Raw genomic sequence first — 20512 nt, forward strand, 5'->3', positions numbered from 1 at the left:
ACCCTCGGTCGGTGCCGAGGTCGATGTGGCATCAGGCAGGTACCGTGGGCCCATGCCCGAGATCGTCAAGAACACCGAAGCGAAGCGGTTCGAGTACCGCACCGACGGCCAGGTCGTCGGATACGTCGACTACACCGTGGACGCCGGCGTCGTGATCCTGCCCCACACCTTCGTCGAACCGGCCCACCGGGGTGGCTCGATCGCGGGTGACGTGGTGCGCTACGCGCTGGACGACATCCGCGCCGAGGGCTACCGGGTGGACCCGGCCTGCCCCTACGTGGCCACCTGGATCGAACGGCACCCCGACTACGCCGATCTGGTGGTGACCCGTGAGGGTCAGGACACCGATCAGGTGGTTGACGACGCCGCCCGCGTCACCGGCGTCGACCTGGACGCCGACCCGCGCGTCTGACGGTTGCGTCCCCGCGTGGGCGGGGGCGTCCGGGCTACTTGAGGCCCGACCGTGCGACGCCCTCGACGAGCCAGCGCTGCAGGAACGCGAAGACGATGAGCGCCGGCACCACCGCGATGAGCGCGCCGGTGAACATCTCGGGGTAGCGGACGCCCTGGGCGGTCATGAACTGGCTGAGGACGACCTGCACGGTGCGCATCGCCGGATCCTGGGCGATGAGCAGGGGCCAGAGGAAGGCGTTCCAGGCGCCGATGAACGTGATGGTGCCCACCGCGGCGATGGTGCCGCGGGTGTTGGGCACCACGATGCGCCAGAACGTCGTCCAGGTGTTGGCGCCGTCGAGGGCGGCGGACTCCTCCAGCTCGCGCGGGAAGTCGAGGAACGCCTGGCGGAACAGGAACGTCGCGAACGCCGAGAACACCACCGGCACGATGAGGCCCCGGTACGAGCTGATCCACCCCAGCGTGCTGACCATGACGAAGGTGGGCACGAACGTCACCATGGCGGGCACCATCAGGGTGAAGACGGTGAGCCCGAGGACGAGCCTGGACGCCGGCGTCCGCCACCGCGCCAGCGCGTACCCGGCCATGAGTGAGATGACCACGGTGGCGAGCGTCTGCACCACCGAGACCACCAGGGAGTTCACCAGCGCCTGCACCACCCCGAGCCGCGGGTTGCCGAGCACGGCGGTGAGCGTGGTGAGGTCGAGCTGGTCGGGCCACCAGTGCCACTGCGGGCTCACGATGCCCTGCTGGGTGGAGAACGCGTTGCGCCAGATCACGTAGAACGGCAGCAGGAACAGCACGGCCAGCACCGACGCCGCGAGATGGGCCAGCACACTGCCGGCGCGGGACGGCTTCACTGCCCGCCCCCGCCCAGGGCGAGCACCCGGTTCTGGATCAGGCTGAACACCAGGATCACGAGCGTCAGGATCATGGTGCCGGCCGAGCCGATGCCCAGATCCTGTGCGCCGCCGCCGAAGGAGATCAGGTAGAGGTAGACGAGCGGCGGCCGCGCGAACGGTGGGTAGCCGCCGGCGGTGATGAGGGTGTTGTAGAACTCGTCGAAGGCCTGGAAGGCGTTGAACAGCAGCAGCATCGCGACGGCGACGGACGTGGGCCGCAGCAGCGGGAACGTCACGTACCGGAAGCGACGCCAGCCGTTCGCGCCGTCGAGGGCAGCGGCCTCGAACAGCTGCGGATCGATCTGGTTGAGGCCCGCGATGAACAAGATCATGTAGAAGCCGACCTGCAGCCACAGGCGCAGGCTGACCAGCACCAGCCAGTACCAGTTGTTCTCGCCACCGAGCCAGTTCACGGGCTGCTGACCGAGGTCGGTCAGCAGCGTGTTGGCCAGCCCGAAGCGCGCGCCGTTGAAGAACGACATGCGCCACACCATCGCCGCGATGACGTAGCTGACCGCGGTGGGGATGAAGAACACCGAGCGGAAGAACCCCCGGAACACGGTGACCCGCTGCAGCAGGAGCGCCAGCCCGAGCGAGCACGCGAACGTCAGCGGGACGATGAACGCCGCGAACGCGACGAACGTCACCATCGAGTCGACGAACAACCGGTCGTTGAGCAACGCGACGTAGTTCGCGAGGCCCACGAAATCGGTGGGGGTCACCGTGTTGCGGGCATCGTAGAAGCTGAGCCACAGGCTCCACAGCAGCGGGACGTAGACGAACACCAACAGCCCGGCGAGGAACGGCGTGACCAAGGCCCAGAACCAGACCGGCCGGTTCAGCAGGGGGGCCGGGGTCCTTCTCGCCACGGGTGCGCCCGGTCTCAGTCGTTCACGCGGGCCAGCTCGGCGTCCACCGTCTGCGCGGCGGCACCGAACTCGGCGGCGGGGTCCGCGCCGTTGAGCACGCAGTTGCTGAGCGCCGTCGAGTAGGCCTGGCCCGAGGCGGCGGTCCAGAACAGCGCGTTGGAGCGGCCGTGGTCGGTGACGAACGCCGCGGCGTCCGCCCCCGGGCCGGAGGCCACCTGGGAGGCGCGGCTGAACAGGCTGGGCTTGGCGGGGATGTGGGTGCCGAAGCCGTCGCTGAACTCGACCTGCTTGTCGTCGGAGTCGACCCACAACCAGCGCACGTAGTCCTGCGCCACGTCGACGTGGTCACTCGCCGCCGACACACAAGCGCTGAACGCGCCGAACGGCACCACCGGGTCGCCGCCGGACGCGGGGAACGGCAGCACGCCGACGTCGTCGCCGAACGCCTCGGTGACGTTCGGAAGATCCCACAGCCCGCCCCACTGCAGCGCGCACTCGCCGTTGATGAACGGGGACGCGTCCGACCAGTCGGCCGAGGCCGCCTTGACCATGCCGGGGGAGTCGAACAGGGCCTTGTACTGGGCCACGGTCGCGTACAGCGCCGACGTGTTGAAGGCGGCCTCGGTGCGGGCCTCGTTGAACTCATCCAGCCCGGACGCCCACATCAGCAACAACCCCAGGACGCCGATGCCGCCGTCCTGGCCGGCGTAGAAACCGCCGCGCTCGGGCGTGGCGACCGCCTGGGCGACCTCGGTGAGCTCGGCCAGCGTGGTGGGGGGCTGGACGCCGGCCTCGGCCAGCACGGAGGGGCGGTAGTAGAGCAGCTGCATGTCGACGGTCTGGGGAATGGCCCAGACCTTGTTGTCGTACGTCATCCGCGCGAGCACGGACGGGGTGAACTCGGCGCCGGCGTCGCCCAGCATCTCGGTGAGGTCGGCGACCTGGCCGGCCTTGATCATGTCGAGCGTCGGGCCGTTGGCGTACTCGAAGACGTCCGGCGCCGTCGGGGTGAGCAGGGCCGCGGCGAGGGCGTCCTCGTAGTTGGACAGCACCCAGTTGACATCGATCTGGGCGTCGGTGAACTCCGCGGCCCACGCACGCACGGCCTCCTCCACCCCGTCCTCGCCGTACTGGTGGTACCACTGCGCCAGCTGGGGGCCGGACGCCGTCGTGCCCGCGGAGGCGGTGGCGGCGGGGCTCGTGCGCCCCGTGTTGGTGCCGCAGGCGGCGAGAGTTGCGGTGGCGGCAAGACCGCCGCCCACGGTGAACAGCGTCCGACGAGTGAGAGCCATGCGAGGAGCATAAACCCCCACTCCGACAGTCCGGCACCGTGACCGCCGGCGATGCGTGCGCCGCGCTGCGGCGTCCGGAGGAACGCTAGGGTTGGCGGGTCGAAAGGTGACGACCATGACCCTCTTCAGCGCCGTCCAACCCGCCCCGCCGGACGCGATCCTCGGGCTCACCGAGCAGTTTCGGGCCGACCCGAACCCGCGCAAGGTGAATCTCGGCGTGGGCGTCTACCAGAACGAGCAGGGTGTGCTGCCGCTGCTGCGCAGCGTGGCGGCCGCCGAGCGGAAGCTCGCGGCGCAGCCCCAGGCCAAGGGGTACCTGGCCATCGACGGGCTGCCGACCTACGACGCGGACGTCAAGGAGCTCGTGTTCGGCGCCGGTTCGCCCCTGCTGGCGGACGGGCGCGTCGTCACGGTGCAGGCGCTGGGCGGCACCGGAGCCCTGAAGATCGGCGCCGACTTCCTGCGCCAGGTGTCCCCGGACGCGCGCGTGCTCATCTCGAACCCGAGCTGGGAGAACCACCAGGCGCTGTTCACGCGCGCCGGCTTCACGGTGGCGAAGTACCGCTACTACGACGCCGAGGCCAAGGGTGTCGACGTGGCCGGGATGCTCGCCGATCTGGACGCCGCCGCCCCCGGCACGATCGTGGTGCTGCACGCCTGCTGCCACAACCCGACCGGCTATGACCTCACGCCCGAGCAGTGGCAGCGCGTCATCGACGTGGTGGTGGAGCGGGACCTCACCGCGTTCCTCGACATGGCCTACCAAGGCTTCAGCGCCGGCATCGAAGAGGATGGGGCCGTCGTCCGCGCCTTCGCCGAGCGGGTGCCAAGCTTCTTCGTGTCGACCTCGTTCAGCAAGAGCTTCTCGCTCTATGGCGAGCGCGTCGGCGGGTTGTCGATCGTGTGCGCGGACGCCGACGAGGCGGCCCGCGTCCTCTCGCAGGTGAAGATCGTCATCCGCACCAACTACTCCAACCCGCCCACCCACGGCGCGGCGCTGGTGGAGACCGTGCTCGCCGATCCCGAGCTGCGCGCCGACTGGGTGGCCGAGCTGGGTGAGATGCGTGACCGCATCAAGGCCATGCGGGCGGCCCTGGTGGCGGGGCTCGCGGACGCGGGCGTCACGCGGGACATGAGCTACATCACCGACCAGCTGGGCATGTTCAGCTTCTCGGGCCTGACGAAGGAGCAGATGGTGCGCCTGCGCACCGAGTTCGGCGTCTACGGCACCGACACCGGCCGGATCTGCGTCGCGGCGTTGAACGAGGGCAACGTCGGCTACGTCAGCGAGTCCATCGCGGCGGTGCTGCAGGACTGAGCCGGGCACACCCAGGCGCACGACAAGGACGGGCCCGCCGGTGCCCGCTGCACCGACGGGCCCATCGCCCGGCCTGACTCAGAAGTCGAAGTCGTCGATGTTGTCGGCATTGAATCGGTAGGGCTCACCCAGCAGCACCGTGTTGTCCGCCTCCACGGTGAACTCGCCGAGCCGGCCGGCGGTGAAGGTGTCACCCTCGGCCCCGGTGATCTCGTCGGACGCGAGCGCGTTGGCGGCGTAGGCGGACAGGTACCCGAGATCCTCCGGATTCCAGAGGGCGAACTCTGTGACCGTGCCGTCTGCGACGTACTCGCGCATCTGGTTCGGGGTGCCCAGACCCGTGATCGCCACCTGTCCCTTGTACTGGGACGTCGACAGGTAGCGTGCTGCGGCGGCGATGCCGACGGTGGTCGGTGAGACGATGCCCTTCAGGTTCGGGTGGCTCTGCAGCAAACCGGCCGTCCGGTCGAAGGAGGTCTGGTCGTCGTCGTTGCCGTAGACGGTCTCGACCAACGTGATGTTCGGATGGGACGCAGCGAGTTCTTCCGTCATCATCTCGATCCACGTGTTCTGGTTGGTCGCATTGGCGGCGGCGGAGAGGATGGCGATCTCGCCCTCGTCACCGATCTGCTCGGCGATCATGTCCACCTGCACCTTGGCGATGCCTTCGGCGGTCGCCTGGTTGACGAAGAGGTCGCGACATTCGGGGTTGGTGTCGGAGTCGAACGTCACCACCTTGATGCCGATGGTCTTGGCGTCGTTCAGCGCGCCGCAGATCGCGGCCGGGTCATTGGCCGAGACCACGATCGCGTCGACCTGCTGCTGGGTGAGGGTGTTGATGTAGCTGACCTGGGCGTCCGGAGCGGCCGTCGCCGGGCCCACTTCGGAGAACGTTCCGCCGATCTCCGCCACGGCTTCCCGACCGCCGGTGCTCGAGGTGTCGAAGTAGGGGTTGCCGAGGTTCTTGGGCAGGAAGGCCACCTGCACGTCGCTGGTGGCTCCTCCGGTGCCTGTGCCCGGGCTGGCGTCGCCGTCGGACGCCGGCGTCCCCCCGTTGGCGCAGGCCGAGAGGGCCAGGACCAGGGCTGTGGCTGCGGCCAGGCGCCGGAGGCGTCGTGGTTGGGTCGGAGGCGTCATCGGATCTTCCTTTCGTGGTTCTTCACTCGGTTGCCGTCGTTGGCGGACGGGCTGAACGGGTCACGCCTGGGCGGGCGTGGCCGAGGACGGCCTGGCCCGCACCGAGCGGGCCCAGGTGAGGATGCTGCCGGAGATGACGGACAGCACCAACAACACGCCCGTGATGATGTTGATGACGTCCGAGGTGACGCCGGCCAGGCGCAGGGCACTGGAGAGCACCCCGATCAACAGGACGCCCGCGACGACGCCGTGGAGCGCTCCGCGGCCACCGAACACGGACACCCCACCCAGCACCACCGCGGCGATCACCTGGAGTTCCAGCCCCATCGCGTTGTCCCCCCGCGCACTCCCGAAGCGCAGCGTGTAGTACACCCCGGCCAGCGCGGCGATGGCGCCGGACAACACGAACAAGATGATGCGGGTGCGGTCGACAGCAACACCGTTGAAGAGGGCGGCGTCACGGCTGCGACCGATGGCGTAGGTGCCGCGTCCGAAGGTGGTGAAGTGGAGCAGCACCACGAACGCCGCCAGGGCCACGGCGAACACGATCATCACCAGGGGGATGGGCGTGCCGGGGATGTTGGCGCGGGCCAGCGTCGTCCACTCTTCGGGAAAGGCGGTCACGGCCGTCGTGCCCAACAGCCCCACCGCGATGCCGCGGTACAAGGCCATGGATCCGATCGTGACGGCCAGTGCGGGGAGCTGCAGGCGCGTGATGAGCAGCCCGTTCACCAGCCCGCCCAGGATGCCCACGCCCACCGCAGTGGTTGCGGCGAGACCCATGGGCTGGCCGGCCTGCACCATCATGCCGATGACCACGGAACTGAGGCCCACCATGGACCCCACGGACAGATCGATGTCCCCCGTGATCATCACCATCGTCATGGGGAGTGCGATCAGGAGAAGGGTGGCCACGTCCAGCAGGAGGAAGGTGAGCGTGATCGGGGTCGCGAAGTTCCGAACGGTGAGCGATGCCACGAGCACGACGATGGCGAGGAGCGCGATGATCGCCATCTCGGGCGTGAGGAGCACGCGCTGCCACCAGGGGCGGGCGTGATCGGCGTAGGTGCGCGAGCGCTCCGCGGGACGGGTCTGGCTCATGCGTCCGCCCTCCCTTCGCTGAGGCGTCGGGTCTGGCGTTGGGCGAGGACGCGGTCGAGGACGATCGCGCCAATGATGAGCGCGCCGACGAGTGCCTGTTGCCACAGATCGGGGATGCCGAGAACCGGTAGCGCGCGGCTGATGGTCAGCAGCAAAAAGGCGCCGATTGCGGCCCCCAGTACCGTGCCCACGCCGCCCACGATGGCGACCCCGCCGATGACGGCAGCTCCGATCGCCTGGAGCTCGAACCCGAAGCCGGCCTGGCTCGAGACCGTTCCGTAGCGCGCGGCGTACAGGACTCCGCCCAGGCCGGACAGCGCGCCACTGAGCACGAAGGCCGTGAAGACGCGGCGCCGCGCCGGGAGGCCGTACAGCCCGGCGGCGTCCGGAGCCGAGCCGATGGCGTAGAACTCGCGCCCGGGCCGGGTGTTGGCGAGGTACCAGCCCACCGAGCCCAGCACGACGAGGGCGATGAGCGTGAGGACGGGCAGACCCCAGAGCTGGTGGGTACCCATGCCGAGGAACGCGGGCGGCAGGTCGGACGCGTTGATCCGGCTCGAGCCGGTCCAGGCGACGTTGATGCCGCGGAAGGCGTACAGGGTGCCGAGCGTGATCACCATGGCCGGTACGCGCCCCAGCGCGACGAGGGCGCCGTTGACCGCGCCGAGCAGGGCGCCGAACACGACTCCGGCGAGCATGACCACCGGGATTGGCAGCGCGGTGGTGGTGAACAGCGTCCCCGTGAGGTAGGCGGTCAGGCCCACGATGGACCCCACGGACAGGTCGACGTTGCGGGTGATGATGACGACGGCCTGCCCCACGGCCACGACGACGAGGATCGAGGGGGTGAGCAGCAGGTCGCGGAAGCCATCGGGGCTGAACAGGAACAGGGGGTTGCGCGCGGTCGTCACCCCGACGACCAGGAGGAAGGCGAGCGCGATGCCGGCTTCGCGGGAGAGCAGGAGGCGCCGCAGCAGCGACGTCCGGGTCGTGGCGGTGCCGTGTGCGACGGACGTCACGGCGGTGGACGCGGTGCTCATGCGACACTCTCGCTTCCGTGGTGCTGCCCCGCCTCGGCCTGCCCGTGCGTGGCGGCGAACATCACCTTCTCGGCGGTGGCGCCGTCGCGGGGAAGATCGGCCGTGATTCGTCCTTCGTGCATCACGAGGATGCGATCACTCATGCCCAACACCTCCGGGAGCTCCGAGCTGATCATGAGAATGGCGAGGCCGGCCCCGGCCAGCTGGCTCATCATGCGGTGCACCTCCGACTTCGTGCCGACGTCGATGCCCCGCGTCGGCTCGTCGATGATGAGGACTGTCGGCTCGGTCGCCAGCCACTTTGCCAGAACCACCTTCTGCTGGTTGCCGCCCGACAGGGTGCCGGCCAAGGTGTCGAGGGCGGCGGTCTTCACCTCGAGGCGTTGGGCCCAGTCCCGCGCCGTGTCGTTCTCCTGCGTGGTCGAGATCAGTCCCCCGCGGCTGAGCCGGCCGCGGATGGCGTCGGTGATGTTGCTGGCCACGGTCGCGTCGAGGATGAGTCCCTGCTTGCGGCGATCCTCCGGCACCAGCGCCAGGCCGGCCCGCATGGCCGCGGCGGGGGAGTTCTTCGGCAGCGGTCGTCCTCCGACGCGGACCTCACCGGTGCGGTAGGGGTCGACGCCGAACACCGCCCGGGCCACTTCGCTCCGGCCTGCGCCGACCAACCCTGCCAAGGCGACGATCTCGCCCGATCGCACCGAGAAGGTGATGTCGGCGAACACGCCGGGCTGTGACAGTCCGTTCACCTCGAGCACCGGTGCGCCGATCTGCGCCTCCTGCTTTGGGAACAGGTCGCCCACCTCCCGACCCACCATCTTCCGGACGATATCGGCCACCGTCGTGGTGGCGATGGGGTCGGTCGACACATAGGATCCGTCCCGCATCACGGTGACCGTGTCGCACAGGGCGAAGACCTCCTCGAACCGGTGGGAGATGAACATCAGGGCCCGCCCCTCGTCACGCAGGCCGCGTGCCACGTCGAAGAGACGTTCGACCTCGACGCCGGACAGGGCGGCCGTCGGCTCGTCCATGATCAGGACCCGCGCATCCAGGCTGATGGCCTTCGCGATCTCGATGATCTGCTGGTCGGCGATGGACAGGCCCTCGGTGGGCCGGTCCGGATCGATGCGGACGCCCAGGCGCGCGAACAGTGCCAGGGCCTCTGAGCGCATGGTGGCGCGGTCGACACGGCCGAATCGACCGACGGGTTGGCGCCCCATGAAGATGTTCTCCGTCACCGAGAGGTCGGGGAACAGGGTGGGTTCCTGGTAGATCACCGCGATGCCCGCCTTCTTTGCATCGGCGGTGCTGCGGAACTCGACGGGGCGGCCGTCCAGGGTGAGCGTGCCGGAGTCACGGGGGTACAGGCCGGCGATGATCTTGACCAGCGTCGACTTCCCTGCGCCGTTCTCACCGACGAGGGCATGGATGGAGCCGGCGTGGAGTTCGAGCTGGGCATCGCGCAGGGCCACGACGCGGCCGAAGGCCTTGCTGACCCCGCGCAGCTCCAGGGCGGGGGCGGCGGTCTCGGGTGTAGTCGTGGAAGTGGGCGTGACCATGTGATCCGCGTCACGCCGCGGGCGATCGGGTCGTTGATCGGACACCGTTGCTCCCATCGTCACCATTGAAACGATGTACGCACCGTAGCGCGTGCGGGCACCTCCGGGCACGTGCCAGGGCGGTTCTCCACTGATTGTCTCCAGGTCGGATGACTCTGCGGCCCTTCACCCAGCCACTTCGCTCCCCGGCCATAGCGGGGCTCTTCGTCCAAGAAGAGCACCGCTACGGCCGGGGAGCGAAGTGCCTGAGCTGGGAGAGCACGGCTACGGCAAGGGAGCGTCGCGCGGTCCGGGGAGCGAAGTGGCCCGCCAGACCGGGCCGTCAGCCAACACCCCCCTTCCGGGCGGCCACCACCCGATACCGGGTGTCCAACCCGACGGGGCGTCCCGATCAGGCGGGGTAGTTCTCCGCCAGCCAGGCTGTGGTGACGTCCCAGGCCGCAGCGGAGGCGTCCGGGTCGTGGAAGGCCAGGCGGGGGTTGTCGAACGCGTGGTCGGAGCCCGGCCACAGCTGGAAGCTGGCGCCGTAGGACGTGACGACCGATTCGATATGGGCCACGTCGTCTCGGGAGAGGAAGGCGTCGGCGCTGCCGAAGTGGTGCAGGCTCGGCACGGCCACGGGATCGCCGTCGACCATCCTCGGGAGCGCCGAGCCGTAGTAGCTGACGAGGGCGTCGGCGATCACGTCCCAGTCGGCACCCTGGATCGCCGCGTAGGCGAGACCGCCGCCGAAGCAGAAGCCCACGAGGGCCACACGCGTCCGGGTGGCCTCGTCGGCGCGCAGGTGGGCGATGGCGGCGCGGACGTCCTCGACCGCCAGATCCCAGTCGACGCGGCCGGAGACCCCCACTGCGGTCTCCAGAGCGTTTTCGGACGTCTCGTCGATCACGTCCACCCCCAGGCGCCAGTAGATCTGGGGTAGCAGCACGGTGTAGCCCAGCGCCGCGAGGTCGTCCGCGCGCTGCCGCATGTACGGGCTGCGCCCGAAGATCTCCTGGACGAGCACGATGCCTGGCCCGCGACCCGAGCCCGGACGGACGAGGGTGGCCGGCATGGTGGTGGCACCGTCCGGGCCCGGGGTGGGCACTGGCACGGTGATGTCGAGCGGCGTGGGCATCGTGGATCCTCTGAGCGCTGAACGGGCAGTGCGCGCATCTTAACGCGAGGGTCGAGAGATCCACCCGCGTTGGGGCGTCATCCTAGATTCCCCGTTGATGATTTGCACTTCAACGCGATCACGCATCGGGATTTCATCAGCAAGGTGTCTCTTCTCCTACAACGACGCTCAGGCCTTTCCTCACGGCGACTGGGAGAAGAATCGGCGGAAGCGCCCGGTGAGAACTGATGTGGCTGCGACAGGGAAATGCACTTCTTGTGCGGGACCCAGCTGCCCCGCAGAAAGTCGCCCGATCCTGAGAATCGGCCGAGAGAAGGCCTAGCCTGAGCGGCGCTCCGGGCACCATACTGTGGCGCGTGGCCCGCCGGGCGGGCCATTCCGTGCAGGGCCTGCACGGGTTTTTCCGGGGGGGAATGGGGCCGCGTCAGAGGCGCCGCATCGATCACCGCGTGGCACGGCCGCCGCATCGATCACCGCAGCCCCTCGGCACCGCTGGTCGACCCCTCGTGAAAGGAACTCGAATGGGGCCTAGGCAATCCGGTGCTGTCCGGGGACTTGGACAATCGTTCCGCGTCCTGCTGGCACTCACCATGGTCGCGAGCCTGGCGTTCGTGACCGCCCCCACGGCTCGCGCTGAGGCGCGTCCATGGATGGACACCTCCCTCGACGCCGACGCTCGCGCCGACCTCTTGGCTGCCGCGATGACGTTCGACCAGAAGGTCGGCCTGTTCGCCAACCCCGGCATCCCGATCCCGGAGCTGGGCGTCCCTTCGCGGCGCGAGAAGGACGGCGCCAACGGGTTGGCGTCCAACGCCCACGAGTCCACCGCCTTCCCTTCCGGCGTCGCGATGGCGTCCACGTGGGACACCGAGATGCCCTATGCCTTCGGTGCCCAAGGTGCGCAAGAGGCGTGGGAGGTCGGCTACTCCGGTTGGGCCGCTCCAGCCGCCGACATGACCCGCTCGCCCTACCACGGCCGGCAATGGTCGTCCTACGGTGAGGATCCCCTGCTCGGCGGACGCCTCCCGGCGGCCGTCGTCGAGGGCGTGAAGAGCATCGACGGCGTCTACGCGCTGCCGAAGCACACCGTGGCCAACACCCAGGAGAGCCAGCGCCTCACGCTCAACAACGTGATGGATCTGCGCACGCTGCGGGAGGTGTACGTCCGCCAGTGGGAGCCGATCATCGCGGCGGCGCCGGGGGCGCTCATGTGCGCGTTCCCGCGGTTGATGGGCGACTACTCCTGCGACCACGACCTCCTGAACAACCAGATCATCAAGGGCGACCTCGGCTTCGAGGGGTGGATCAGCTCCGACTACAGCGCCTGCGAGTCCGTGCAGGCCTACAACCTTGGGACGGACTTCTGCGGACCCGAGGGAGTCAACGGTGAGGCGCTCGGCCAGGCCGTGCTCGACGGCGTCATCCCGATGGAGCGGTTCGACGACATGGTGCACCGGGTGCTACGGACGTTCTTCGAGGACGGCCTGATGGACCACCTGCCCCCCGGAGCGCTCGAGTCGGTGCAGCCCCAGCTGGCGGTCTCCGAGGCGACGCTGGCCCGTGGCCGCGAGATCGCGTACCGCGCCGGTGTCGAGGGATCGGTCCTGCTGAAGAACGACGACATCCTGCCGCTGGACGCCAACGCGATCGATTCGATCGCCCTGATCGGTGAGAACACCGACCGCTTCCTGCAGGGCTTTGGCGCCGACAGCATCCCGCTGCCGGCCCACGTCACGACGATCCAGGAGGGCATTGAGGCGCGCGTCGGCGACGGCGTCACGATGACCAAGGTCGACGGCACGGATCCGCTGCGCGTGGCCGACGGGTCGTTGCCCGGCCCGGCACCCATCCCGTCGTCGGTGCTCTCGGCCGGAGGCAGTTCCGGCCTGCAGGCTCAGTGGTTCACGAACCCGACTTGGTCGGGCAACCCGCTGGTCGCCCGCATCGAGGACCAGGTGAACTGGGGCAACGGCCTGCCGATGGTCTTCGCGACCTTCGGTTCGGAGACCTCCCCGGCCCCCGACGTCCCCCCGGCCTTCTTCGCCAACCCCCAGCCGTCGATTCGTTGGAGCGGTCAGCTGACGCCGGTGGCGTCCGGCACCTACGACCTTGGGCTCAGCCTGCTCGGTTCGGCGCGCCTGTGGGTGGACGGCGAGGAAGTCCTGTCCGTGGACGCCGACCGCATCGACACGCAGACGGTCAGCCTCGACCTCGTCGCCGGTCAGTCCTATGACGTGCGCATCGACTACGTCGCGGACGCCCCCAACCAGTGCTGTGGCGTTGCGGGCAACCGCATCGGGCCGGCCATCCGGCTGTTGTGGACGCCGCCGGTGGACGACTACTCCCCGCAGATCCAGGAAGCCGTCGAGGCCGCCCGGAACGCCGACGTCGCTGTGGTCGTGGCCTCGGAGTACCTGGGCGAGGCCATTGACCGTGGTTCGATCACCCTCCCGCAGGGGCAGGACGCGCTGATCCGCGCCGTGGCGGCCGTCAACCCGAACACCGTTGTCGTGTTGGCAACCGGTGGCGCGGTGGCCGTGCCGTGGCTCGACGACGTGGCCGGTCTGTTCGAGGTCTGGTACCCGGGTCAGGAGCAGGGCCGCATCGTGGCCTCGCTGCTGTTCGGTGACGAGGACTTCTCCGGACGCCTGCCGCAGAGCTGGCCCGTCTCCGATGACCAGGTCGTCAACGGTCTGGGTCTGACCAACCCGGTGTACGACATCAACAACCTCAACGTGCAGCTTCAGCATGACGAGGGCGTCTACGTCGGTTACAAGCGCTATGACCAGCTGGGCCTCGAACCGCAGTTCGCGTTCGGTTACGGCTTGACGTACAGCACGGTCGAGTACCGGCGCCTGCAGGTGCAGGAACGGGGTGGCAATCAGCCCGCCCACATCCGCGTGCAGGTGCGCAACAGGGGTTCGGTGGAGGTCACCGAGACGGTTCAGATCTACCACGGTGCCCTGCCCACCTCGGTCGACACCCCCAGCCGCCAGCTGCTGGGGTGGGACAAGGTGACCCTGGCTCCTGGTCAGCAGCGGTGGGTCGACATCCCGATCGAGCTCGACACCCCGGAGCGGCTGCTCAGCTACTTCGACGCCGGCCGCAATGAATGGGTCCGGCCGAAGGGCACGGTGCAGATCTACGCCGGAGCGTCCGAGCGCGACGTCCGGCTGACCGGGAGTCTGCGGGTGCGGTAGTCACGAACGGCGTTCACACCACGGGGCCCCGGCAGCGATGCTGCCGGGGCCCCGTTCGTGGCGGGAACCTCCGCGATCGCGACGAAAAGGCGACGGTGAGTGCGCGCTCATTCCCGAGCTGAGCGTGGCTGCGGGGTCGTTCGCGAATCGAGTGTCGCCTTTTCGTCAGATTCCGTCGCGGCTGGTTGGGGCAGCCATGATGTCAGCGGCGGGCCGGCCGGAGCGCAGGAGGCGTCCCATGTGCTCCATGGCCGGGGTGACGTGGCTGTAGAAGCGGTAGTACCCGGCGCACAAGTAGTTCAGGCCGCCCTCGCCATCGCGGGTCTTGGCGAAGCGATCCTTGGGGCAGCCGCCGTGGCAGGCCCATCGCACCGGGCACTCCACGCACTGGCGGGGCAGGGCGGTGCGCTTGGAGCGGCCGAACTCCCGCTGGAAGTCGCTGCCCACCATCGCACGGAAATCGTCGATAGCCACGTTGCCGAGACGGTAGCCGGGCTCGACGTAGTGGTCACAGGAGTAGACGTCACCGTTGTGCTCCATGGCCAGCGCGCCGCCGCATTTCGGGGCGTGGACGCACAGGCTGTACTGGCCGAACAGAGCCGCGAGGGTGACGTCGAAGTCCTGGACATAGACGCTGCCCACGTCGCGCGAGACCCACTCGTCGAAGAGGGTGATGAGGAAGGTGCCGTACTGCTCGGGCGCGACGGTGCGGCTGGTGACCCCGGTGCCGGTCTGCTCGTACAGCACGAAGGTGCCGTCATCGCGGCGCCATCCCGACTCGGCCACCGACTCCTGACCGGCGTCCACCCGTTCCACGATGGGAATGAACTGCAGGAAGTTCGCGCCCAGGTCGTCACGGAAGTGGCGATACACCGCGAGGGGGTGCTCGGCGTTGATCGCGTTCACCGTGCACAGGATGTTGGTGTCGACCCGGTGCGCCTGCAGGATGCGCAGCCCGCGGACGACCTGGGCGTACGTGCCGCGTCCGGCCTTGTTCACGCGGTAGCGGTCGTGGAGCTCGCGCGGCCCGTCGATGCTCACGCCGACGAGGAACTGTTCCTCGGCCAGGAACTCACCCCACGCGTCGTCCAACAGCGTTGCGTTGGTCTGGATGGCGTGCTGCACCTGCTGCCGCGGCCGCTTGACCTCGTTCGCGATTCGGACGGCGTCGCGAAAGAAGTCCAGACCGCGCAGGGTCGGTTCACCGCCCTGCCAGCCGACCGTGACCGGGCCGTCGGGTTGGGCGTTCAGATAGTTGACGAGCCAGGCCCGCAGCACGTCCTCGGTCATGGCCTGGGCCTTGCTCTCCCACAGCACCTCCTTGGACAAGAAGAAGCAGTACGAGCAGTCCAGGTTGCACGCCGCGCCCGTGGGCTTGGCGATGAGCGAGAACGGACGCCTCAGGCCTCGCCCCCGACTCACGGTGTCGGTCATGGCTTCGAACCTACTCCGGCTCGGGGAACCCGCACGTCGACCGCCGTCCGATGCGTGTTCAGCTGGACTCGTTGATCTGGGCGACGTACGCCTCGATGCGTGCCATGAGCTCGTGGTCGTACGGCCCCCACTCGGGGTGCGGCGTGGTCTCGCCGCGATACGGCTCGTCCCGGTACTGCTTCTGCAGCTCGTGCAAACGGGCCTCGAGACCAGCGCGGATCGCAGCATAGGCGGGGTCGTCGTAGACATTGGTGAGTTCGGCCGGATCGGCCCGTCGGTCGTACAGTTCCCACTCGCCGGGGTAGATCTTCTCGGACGCCCCCGGGACGCCGAGGCCGGCGCCGTAGTAGTGGATGAGTTTGTACTCACTCGTCACGACGCCGTAGTGGCCGGGCGCGTGGTGGATGGGGTCGTCGTGCTCCCAGTACCGGTAGTAGGCGGCGTCCGGCCAGTCGTCAGGTGATTCGCCGCGCAGGAGGGGGCGGAAGCTGCGGCCCTGTTGGGTGGGGAGCACCTCGGTGGCGTCCAGGCCGCACACGTCGAGGAAGGTGGCGGCGAAGTCGACGTTGGTGATGATGGCCTCACACGTGCTCTGGGGGGCAATCTCGGCGGGCCAGCGCATCAGCATGGGCATCTGCAGCGACTCGTCGAACATCAGTCGCTTGTCGAACCAGCCGTGGTCGCCGAGGAAGAAGCCTTGGTCGGAGGTGTACACGACCAGTGTGTTCTCGGCCAGATGGGTGGCATCGAGGTGGTCGAGGAGGCGTCCGATGTTGTCGTCAATGGACTGCACGGTCTGCAGGTAGTCGCGCATGTAGATCTGGTATTTCCAGCTGACCCGGGCGGCGCGGTTCTCCGGCCCGCGAAGGTGTCCAGGTACCTCCTGCTTGAGGTCTTCGGAACCCATGTCGTCAGCGAGCGTCATGTGGACGCCCTTGATCGCGTCGCTGCGGGTGGCGTGATCGTCGAAGAGCGTGGCCGGCTCGGGAATGTCTCCGTCGGCGTACAGATCGGCGTGCTTCGGGTCCGGGATCCACGGCCGGTGGGGTGCCTTGTGGTGCACCATCATCATGAACGGGCGCTCAGGGTCGCGGCGGTCGATGAAGTCGATCGCCAGGTCGGTGATGATGTCGGTGGCGTAACCCTCGACCACGCGACGGCCGTTCTCGTCGATCATTTCCGGGTCGATGTAGTCCCCCTGCCCGGGCAGGACGACCCACTCGTCGAAGTTCCGCGGCTCGCTTGCCTTGTCCTCACCGAGGTGCCACTTGCCGAAGATTGCCGTCTGGTAGTCGGTGTGCTCGGCCAAGACGTCCACGAAGGTGGGTACCCGGTAGTCGATCTCGGTCCAGATGCTGCTGACGCCGTTGACGTGGCTGTAGGTGCCGGTCAGGATCGTCGCGCGCGACGGGCTGCACACGGAATTGGTGCAGTACACGGCGTCGAGCCGCATGCCCTCGGCGGCGATCCGGTCCATCTGCGGGGTGTGATTGATCTTGCTGCCGTACGCACCGATCGCGTGCGCTGCGTGGTCGTCGGACATGATGAAGATCAAATTGGTGCGTGGCCCCATGGCCTCTCCTCTCTGTCTGGGCCGCTGTGTCGCGACGGTGCAGGGCGTGTTGCCTCAGACGGGGAAGTGCAGGCGGTAGGTGGTCACGATGAGATCTGCTGCCTGCTCAGGAGTGAACGAGGCGGTGTTGACGACCAGGTCGAACCGATCGTTCTCGCGCGGATCCCAGCGGTAGAGGCGCCGACAGAAGTCGGTGCGGACGCGGTCCTCACGCGCCTGACGGTGCCGGGCCCGCTCGGGAGTGATGCCTGCCTCGGTGGCCGCGCGGGTGATACGGGTCGACAGGGGAGCAATGAGCTTAACGTGCAGGGTCGCAGGGCGGTCCGCCAGCACATGCGCACCGGCCCGGCCGTGGATGACGGCGCCGTCCTGGGCCAGGTCGGCCAAGTAGCGGTTGTTCTGATCGGCCACCTCGTGGTCGGCGTGGGCTTCCAGGGCCCAGGCGATGTTGGCGTCGTGACTCGGGATCGGCGTGAAGGAACGCAGGAATCGCTCGACGAAGCCCCCCTCGTCCGCGTCGCCGGCGATCTCGTCGATCGTTTCGGACTTCATGGCCCGCCCCACGTACTCCACGCCGAGCGAGGCGGCGACGCGCTCACCGATCTCGCGGGCGCCGCATCCGTACTCCTCGTGGAGCGTCACGACCGGTGGCATCTGTTCGCTGGCCATGCCCCATTGTCGCGCCATCCCGGGCTTGGCGCTCGCGTTTGAACCGCGGGGCTGGCGAAGTCGCCCCGGGACGCGCGGCCCTCGGGGCGACCTGACGTCGGCTTCGTCAGCCCAGCACGATCCGCCCGGACGCCGGCGGGGTCACGGGTGACGTCGTGGCCAGGTGTTCGGCGAAGGCGTCGATGTCGACCCCGCCGAAGTAGCGATCGGTGCCGGAGCTGAACACCGGGAACCCGTCCCCGCCGTCGGCGAGGAAGTTGTTGGTCACGATCCGGTACGACGCTGACCGGTCGATGGGCGTCCCGTTCAGCGTGACGCTGCCCTCAATCGCTCCGGTGGCACCGAGGGTGTAGGTGAAGCCCTCCGAGACCTGCAGGATCTTGGTGTAGCCACCGCTGGCCGGGCTGTTTGCCCCGGTCACCTGCTGCGCGAGCAGGGTGTAGATCTGGTCACCGGTCAGCGTCAGGGACACGAGGTAGTTGCTGAACGGCTGGACGGCGAACGCCTCACCGTAGGTGACCTCGCCGGCGTCCAGATCTGCGCGGATGCCGCCGGGGTTCATGAACGCGATCACTGGTTCTCCGAACGTTCCCACCACCGTCGGGTCCGCGAGCTGGCCGTCCGCGATGAGGTTGCCCAAGGGCGAGTCGCCAAAGCCGGGCGCCGGCGTCCGGTCTGCAGGGGCGGTGAGAGTCCCGATCACACGATTGGCGATCGGCTGCACCAGCGCGGCGTACCGATCAACGTGGCGCTGCAGCCTCGGGTCGGGAGCGACATCCCGGGTCACGAGGTGGTTCGTGGCGTGCGCGCTGGCGCGGACGACGTCCTTCGTCCGCGGGTCGTACTGCAGGTTGTGTTCGGTGATGATGCGGCCGGACGACATCGCCTGGGTGACGAGCCGGGGCTGGCCGGCGGGGTCGTCGATCGAGCACACCCACGCCTGGTGGGAGTGCCCGGTCATGACCAGGTCGACCGCGGGGGCGATGTCCTCGGCGATCTCGATGACCGGGCCGCTGACGGTGGTGCCGTCCGCGCAGTCTGCGGTGTAGGCCGTCGTGTCGGGACGTGCGCCTTCGTGGACGAGCACGAACTGGGTGTTGACGCCCCGGGCGGTGAGTTCGGCGGAGGCCCGGTTGATGGCGGTGACCTCGTCGGTGAACTCGAGGCCGGCGACGCCGGCCGCCGTCACGATGTCGGGTGTCTGCTCCAGCACCGCGCCGATGACGCCGATCTTGATGCCCCGCTCGTTGATGACGGTGTACGGCGGCAGGATGGTCTCATCGGTGTCGGCGTAGAACACGTTGGACACGACGAACGGAAAGTCGGCCCCGCCGAAGGTGCCGTCGGGGCAGGACGTCCGGTTGCCGGCGGCCGAGCCGGCGGGCAGGCAGCCGCCGTTGATGAGCCGCAACAGCTCGGACTGGCCCGCGTCGAATTCGTGGTTGCCGATCGTGGACGCGTCCACGCCAAGCAGGTTGAGGGCCTCGATGGTCGGCTCGTCGTGGAAGGCGGCGGAGATGAGCGGGGAGGCCCCGACGTTGTCCGCAGTGGAGAACGTGACCGTTCGCGGCTGCCTGGCTCGCAGCTGCTTGAGGTGCGTCGCCAGGTAGGCCGCGCCACCGGCGGGTACGCGGACGCCGTCCACCGTGACCGTGCCACCGGTTTCGAGCGCGCCGTGGAAGTCGGTGATGGACAGGACCTGGAGGTCTTTGAGTCGCTGCGTCGCGGTCTGGTTCGGCTGGGCCGTCGCGAGGGCGGGTGTGAACGTCACGGCGAGAGCAAGACAGCCGGACGCGAGCGCGCCGATGCTGCGGTGGTGTGACATGGATCTCCCTTGTGGTGGGGGCCTCACCACGGGCCCGGACCACGGCATTCTCGCGCACGTGGGTGTACCCGGGGTGACGTCGGGGCAACGATTTCCCCCTCGGGGTACCCAGACCCTGGCCCCGACGCACGCTTGATCGAGCACATCGTTCCGTGGCGCACAGTGTCACTGGGCGGCCGGAGTGGCGGCGCTGCGGGCCGGAGAGGCGCATCGCCAGCTGACCGTAGAGCCAGACGACGCAGCAACGGGCCACCCCGGAGTACACATCGTCTTGGCTCGGCGGGGGCACCACGCGGGTCGTCCCGAGAGGGTTCGAGAAAGCCCGCTACACCGGGCTCAGACGGCTTGGAGTGGTGGTACTGCCGGTAGTACCATCCTGTGTTGTGCGGTCAGTCGCGAAGATCTTGGCCCAGATGACAGCCAACCCGAGCAACATCCGGTACGAGGACCTCGCCAAGGTGTGCGAGTACTACTTCGGCCCGCCTAGAACCGCTGGCGGTTCACACGCAGTGTTCAAGACGCCCTGGCCTGGTGACCCGCGGGTCAACATCCAGAACGACCACGGCAAGGCCAAGCCCTACCAGGTCCGTCAGGTCCTGGCAGTCGTCGACAAGAAGGAGGCAGCTTCATGAGCACCACGGTCCCCGATGTCTCCCACTACACCTACCGCGTCAGCTGGTCCGTCGAGGACCAGGAGTTCGTCGCCACCTGCCTCGAACTCCCCTCTCTCTCCTGGCTGGCCACCACCCAAGACGAAGCACTCCACGGCCTGCGCGACCTGGTCGACGACGTCGTCGAAGACCTGCAAAGCAACGGCGAGCAGGTCCCTGAACCGCTGTCCTCCAAGACGTACTCGGGCAAGTTCAACCTCCGCGTGGGCGAACGACTCCACCGTGACCTGGCCATCAAAGCAGCCGAAGAACACATCAGCCTCAACCAATACGTGCTCCGCAAACTCGGCGACGCATCCTGACCCGACATCCTGGTCGGGTCACGTCCGTGATCGCCTCAGCCGTCTGCTCACCCTCGGCGCGCAGCTGCAGAAGGCGGCAGCGAACCGGG

General features: G+C 68.5%; 17 protein-coding genes. 5 read left to right on the forward strand and 12 right to left on the reverse strand.

What is annotated here, in order from left to right; genetic code table 11:
• Positions 1-52 precede the first annotated feature (52 nt).
• A complete protein-coding gene (locus IFY26_RS12110) occupies positions 53-412 on the forward strand; it encodes a GNAT family N-acetyltransferase (RefSeq protein WP_232549258.1) in 360 nt (119 codons plus the stop codon).
• 34 nt (positions 413-446) lie between these two features.
• On the opposite strand, the gene IFY26_RS12115 is transcribed toward IFY26_RS12110, so the two are convergent.
• The 3 genes from IFY26_RS12115 to IFY26_RS12125 are packed head-to-tail and all read right to left on the reverse strand — an operon-like array spanning position 447 to position 3477.
• Positions 447-1274, reverse strand: coding sequence for a carbohydrate ABC transporter permease (locus tag IFY26_RS12115; RefSeq protein WP_232549259.1), 828 nt, complete (start codon positions 1272-1274; stop codon positions 447-449).
• The gene (locus tag IFY26_RS12120) at positions 1271-2185 is read right to left on the reverse strand and encodes a carbohydrate ABC transporter permease (RefSeq protein WP_232549260.1); all 915 of its coding nucleotides are present in this window, start codon (positions 2183-2185) and stop codon (positions 1271-1273) included. The genes IFY26_RS12115 and IFY26_RS12120 overlap by 4 nt, the downstream gene beginning before the upstream one ends.
• Positions 2186-2199: 14 nt before the next feature.
• Positions 2200-3477 carry an ABC transporter substrate-binding protein gene (locus tag IFY26_RS12125; protein WP_232549261.1) on the reverse strand — a complete coding sequence of 426 codons (1278 nt, stop codon included), beginning with the start codon at positions 3475-3477 and terminating at the stop codon, positions 2200-2202.
• 115 nt (positions 3478-3592) lie between these two features.
• Here IFY26_RS12125 and IFY26_RS12130 point away from each other — a divergent pair, with 115 nt between their 5' ends.
• Positions 3593-4795, forward strand: coding sequence for an amino acid aminotransferase (locus tag IFY26_RS12130; RefSeq protein WP_232549262.1), 1203 nt, complete (start codon positions 3593-3595; stop codon positions 4793-4795).
• 78 nt (positions 4796-4873) lie between these two features.
• On the opposite strand, the gene rhaS is transcribed toward IFY26_RS12130, so the two are convergent.
• The 5 genes from rhaS to IFY26_RS12155 all read right to left on the reverse strand — a co-directional run bounded on the left by rhaS (position 4874) and on the right by IFY26_RS12155 (position 10749).
• Entirely contained in the window at positions 4874-5932 is a 1059-nt protein-coding gene (rhaS, locus tag IFY26_RS12135; RefSeq protein WP_232549263.1) for a rhamnose ABC transporter substrate-binding protein, read from the reverse strand.
• A gap of 60 nt (positions 5933-5992) precedes the next feature.
• Positions 5993-7033 (reverse strand): ABC transporter permease, encoded by a 1041-nt coding sequence (locus tag IFY26_RS12140; RefSeq protein WP_232549264.1) that lies wholly within the window; start codon positions 7031-7033, stop codon positions 5993-5995.
• Positions 7030-8073 (reverse strand): ABC transporter permease, encoded by a 1044-nt coding sequence (locus IFY26_RS12145; protein ID WP_232549265.1) that lies wholly within the window; start codon positions 8071-8073, stop codon positions 7030-7032. The genes IFY26_RS12140 and IFY26_RS12145 overlap by 4 nt, the downstream gene beginning before the upstream one ends.
• Entirely contained in the window at positions 8070-9632 is a 1563-nt protein-coding gene (locus tag IFY26_RS12150) for a sugar ABC transporter ATP-binding protein (RefSeq protein WP_232549266.1), read from the reverse strand. Before IFY26_RS12150 ends, IFY26_RS12145 begins: the two co-directional genes overlap by 4 nt.
• Positions 9633-10023: 391 nt before the next feature.
• Entirely contained in the window at positions 10024-10749 is a 726-nt protein-coding gene (locus tag IFY26_RS12155; RefSeq protein ID WP_232549267.1) for a dienelactone hydrolase family protein, read from the reverse strand.
• 650 nt (positions 10750-11399) lie between these two features.
• On the opposite strand from IFY26_RS12155, the gene IFY26_RS12160 reads away from it, so the two are divergent.
• Positions 11400-13949, forward strand: coding sequence for a glycoside hydrolase family 3 protein (locus IFY26_RS12160; protein ID WP_232549268.1), 2550 nt, complete (start codon positions 11400-11402; stop codon positions 13947-13949).
• Between the two features lie 165 nt (positions 13950-14114).
• On the opposite strand, the gene IFY26_RS12165 is transcribed toward IFY26_RS12160, so the two are convergent.
• The 4 genes from IFY26_RS12165 to IFY26_RS12180 all read right to left on the reverse strand — a co-directional run bounded on the left by IFY26_RS12165 (position 14115) and on the right by IFY26_RS12180 (position 19450).
• Entirely contained in the window at positions 14115-15383 is a 1269-nt protein-coding gene (locus IFY26_RS12165) for an anaerobic sulfatase maturase (RefSeq protein WP_232549269.1), read from the reverse strand.
• A gap of 58 nt (positions 15384-15441) precedes the next feature.
• The gene (locus IFY26_RS12170) at positions 15442-16956 is read right to left on the reverse strand and encodes a sulfatase family protein (protein ID WP_232549270.1); all 1515 of its coding nucleotides are present in this window, start codon (positions 16954-16956) and stop codon (positions 15442-15444) included.
• A 54-nt stretch (positions 16957-17010) separates the two neighbouring features.
• Entirely contained in the window at positions 17011-17625 is a 615-nt protein-coding gene (locus IFY26_RS12175; RefSeq protein ID WP_232549271.1) for a cytidylate kinase-like family protein, read from the reverse strand.
• Positions 17626-17731: 106 nt separating this feature from the next.
• Complete coding sequence (locus IFY26_RS12180; protein ID WP_232549272.1) at positions 17732-19450, reverse strand: bifunctional metallophosphatase/5'-nucleotidase; 1719 nt, start codon at positions 19448-19450, stop codon at positions 17732-17734.
• 413 nt (positions 19451-19863) lie between these two features.
• Here IFY26_RS12180 and IFY26_RS12185 point away from each other — a divergent pair, with 413 nt between their 5' ends.
• Positions 19864-20082 carry a toxin HicA gene (locus IFY26_RS12185; RefSeq protein ID WP_332836191.1) on the forward strand — a complete coding sequence of 73 codons (219 nt, stop codon included), beginning with the start codon at positions 19864-19866 and terminating at the stop codon, positions 20080-20082.
• Complete coding sequence (locus IFY26_RS12190) at positions 20079-20423, forward strand: type II toxin-antitoxin system HicB family antitoxin (protein WP_232549273.1); 345 nt, start codon at positions 20079-20081, stop codon at positions 20421-20423. Before IFY26_RS12185 ends, IFY26_RS12190 begins: the two co-directional genes overlap by 4 nt.
• Positions 20424-20512 lie beyond the last annotated feature (89 nt).

It is taken from the genome of Propioniciclava soli, from assembly GCF_014858005.1.
Lineage (GTDB): Bacteria > Actinomycetota > Actinomycetes > Propionibacteriales > Propionibacteriaceae > Propioniciclava > Propioniciclava soli.

Excerpts from the sequence above, each read along its gene's own strand:
- IFY26_RS12160 (WP_232549268.1), top strand. The coding sequence starts at position 11,400 with ATGGACACCTCCCTCGACGCCGACGCTCGCGCCGACCTCTTGGCTGCC.
- IFY26_RS12185 (WP_332836191.1), top strand. The coding sequence starts at position 19,864 with ATGACAGCCAACCCGAGCAACATCCGGTACGAGGACCTCGCCAAGGTG.
- IFY26_RS12175 (WP_232549271.1), bottom strand. The coding sequence starts at position 17,625 with ATGGCCAGCGAACAGATGCCACCGGTCGTGACGCTCCACGAGGAGTAC.
- IFY26_RS12125 (WP_232549261.1), bottom strand. The coding sequence starts at position 3,477 with ATGGCTCTCACTCGTCGGACGCTGTTCACCGTGGGCGGCGGTCTTGCC.
- IFY26_RS12130 (WP_232549262.1), top strand. The coding sequence starts at position 3,593 with ATGACCCTCTTCAGCGCCGTCCAACCCGCCCCGCCGGACGCGATCCTC.
- IFY26_RS12190 (WP_232549273.1), top strand. The coding sequence starts at position 20,079 with ATGAGCACCACGGTCCCCGATGTCTCCCACTACACCTACCGCGTCAGC.
- IFY26_RS12180 (WP_232549272.1), bottom strand. The coding sequence starts at position 19,450 with ATGTCACACCACCGCAGCATCGGCGCGCTCGCGTCCGGCTGTCTTGCT.
- IFY26_RS12140 (WP_232549264.1), bottom strand. The coding sequence starts at position 7,033 with ATGAGCCAGACCCGTCCCGCGGAGCGCTCGCGCACCTACGCCGATCAC.
- IFY26_RS12150 (WP_232549266.1), bottom strand. The coding sequence starts at position 9,632 with ATGGTCACGCCCACTTCCACGACTACACCCGAGACCGCCGCCCCCGCC.
- IFY26_RS12170 (WP_232549270.1), bottom strand. The coding sequence starts at position 16,956 with ATGGGGCCACGCACCAATTTGATCTTCATCATGTCCGACGACCACGCA.
- IFY26_RS12145 (WP_232549265.1), bottom strand. The coding sequence starts at position 8,073 with ATGAGCACCGCGTCCACCGCCGTGACGTCCGTCGCACACGGCACCGCC.
- IFY26_RS12155 (WP_232549267.1), bottom strand. The coding sequence starts at position 10,749 with ATGCCCACGCCGCTCGACATCACCGTGCCAGTGCCCACCCCGGGCCCG.
- IFY26_RS12165 (WP_232549269.1), bottom strand. The coding sequence starts at position 15,383 with ATGACCGACACCGTGAGTCGGGGGCGAGGCCTGAGGCGTCCGTTCTCG.
- IFY26_RS12110 (WP_232549258.1), top strand. The coding sequence starts at position 53 with ATGCCCGAGATCGTCAAGAACACCGAAGCGAAGCGGTTCGAGTACCGC.
- rhaS (WP_232549263.1), bottom strand. The coding sequence starts at position 5,932 with ATGACGCCTCCGACCCAACCACGACGCCTCCGGCGCCTGGCCGCAGCC.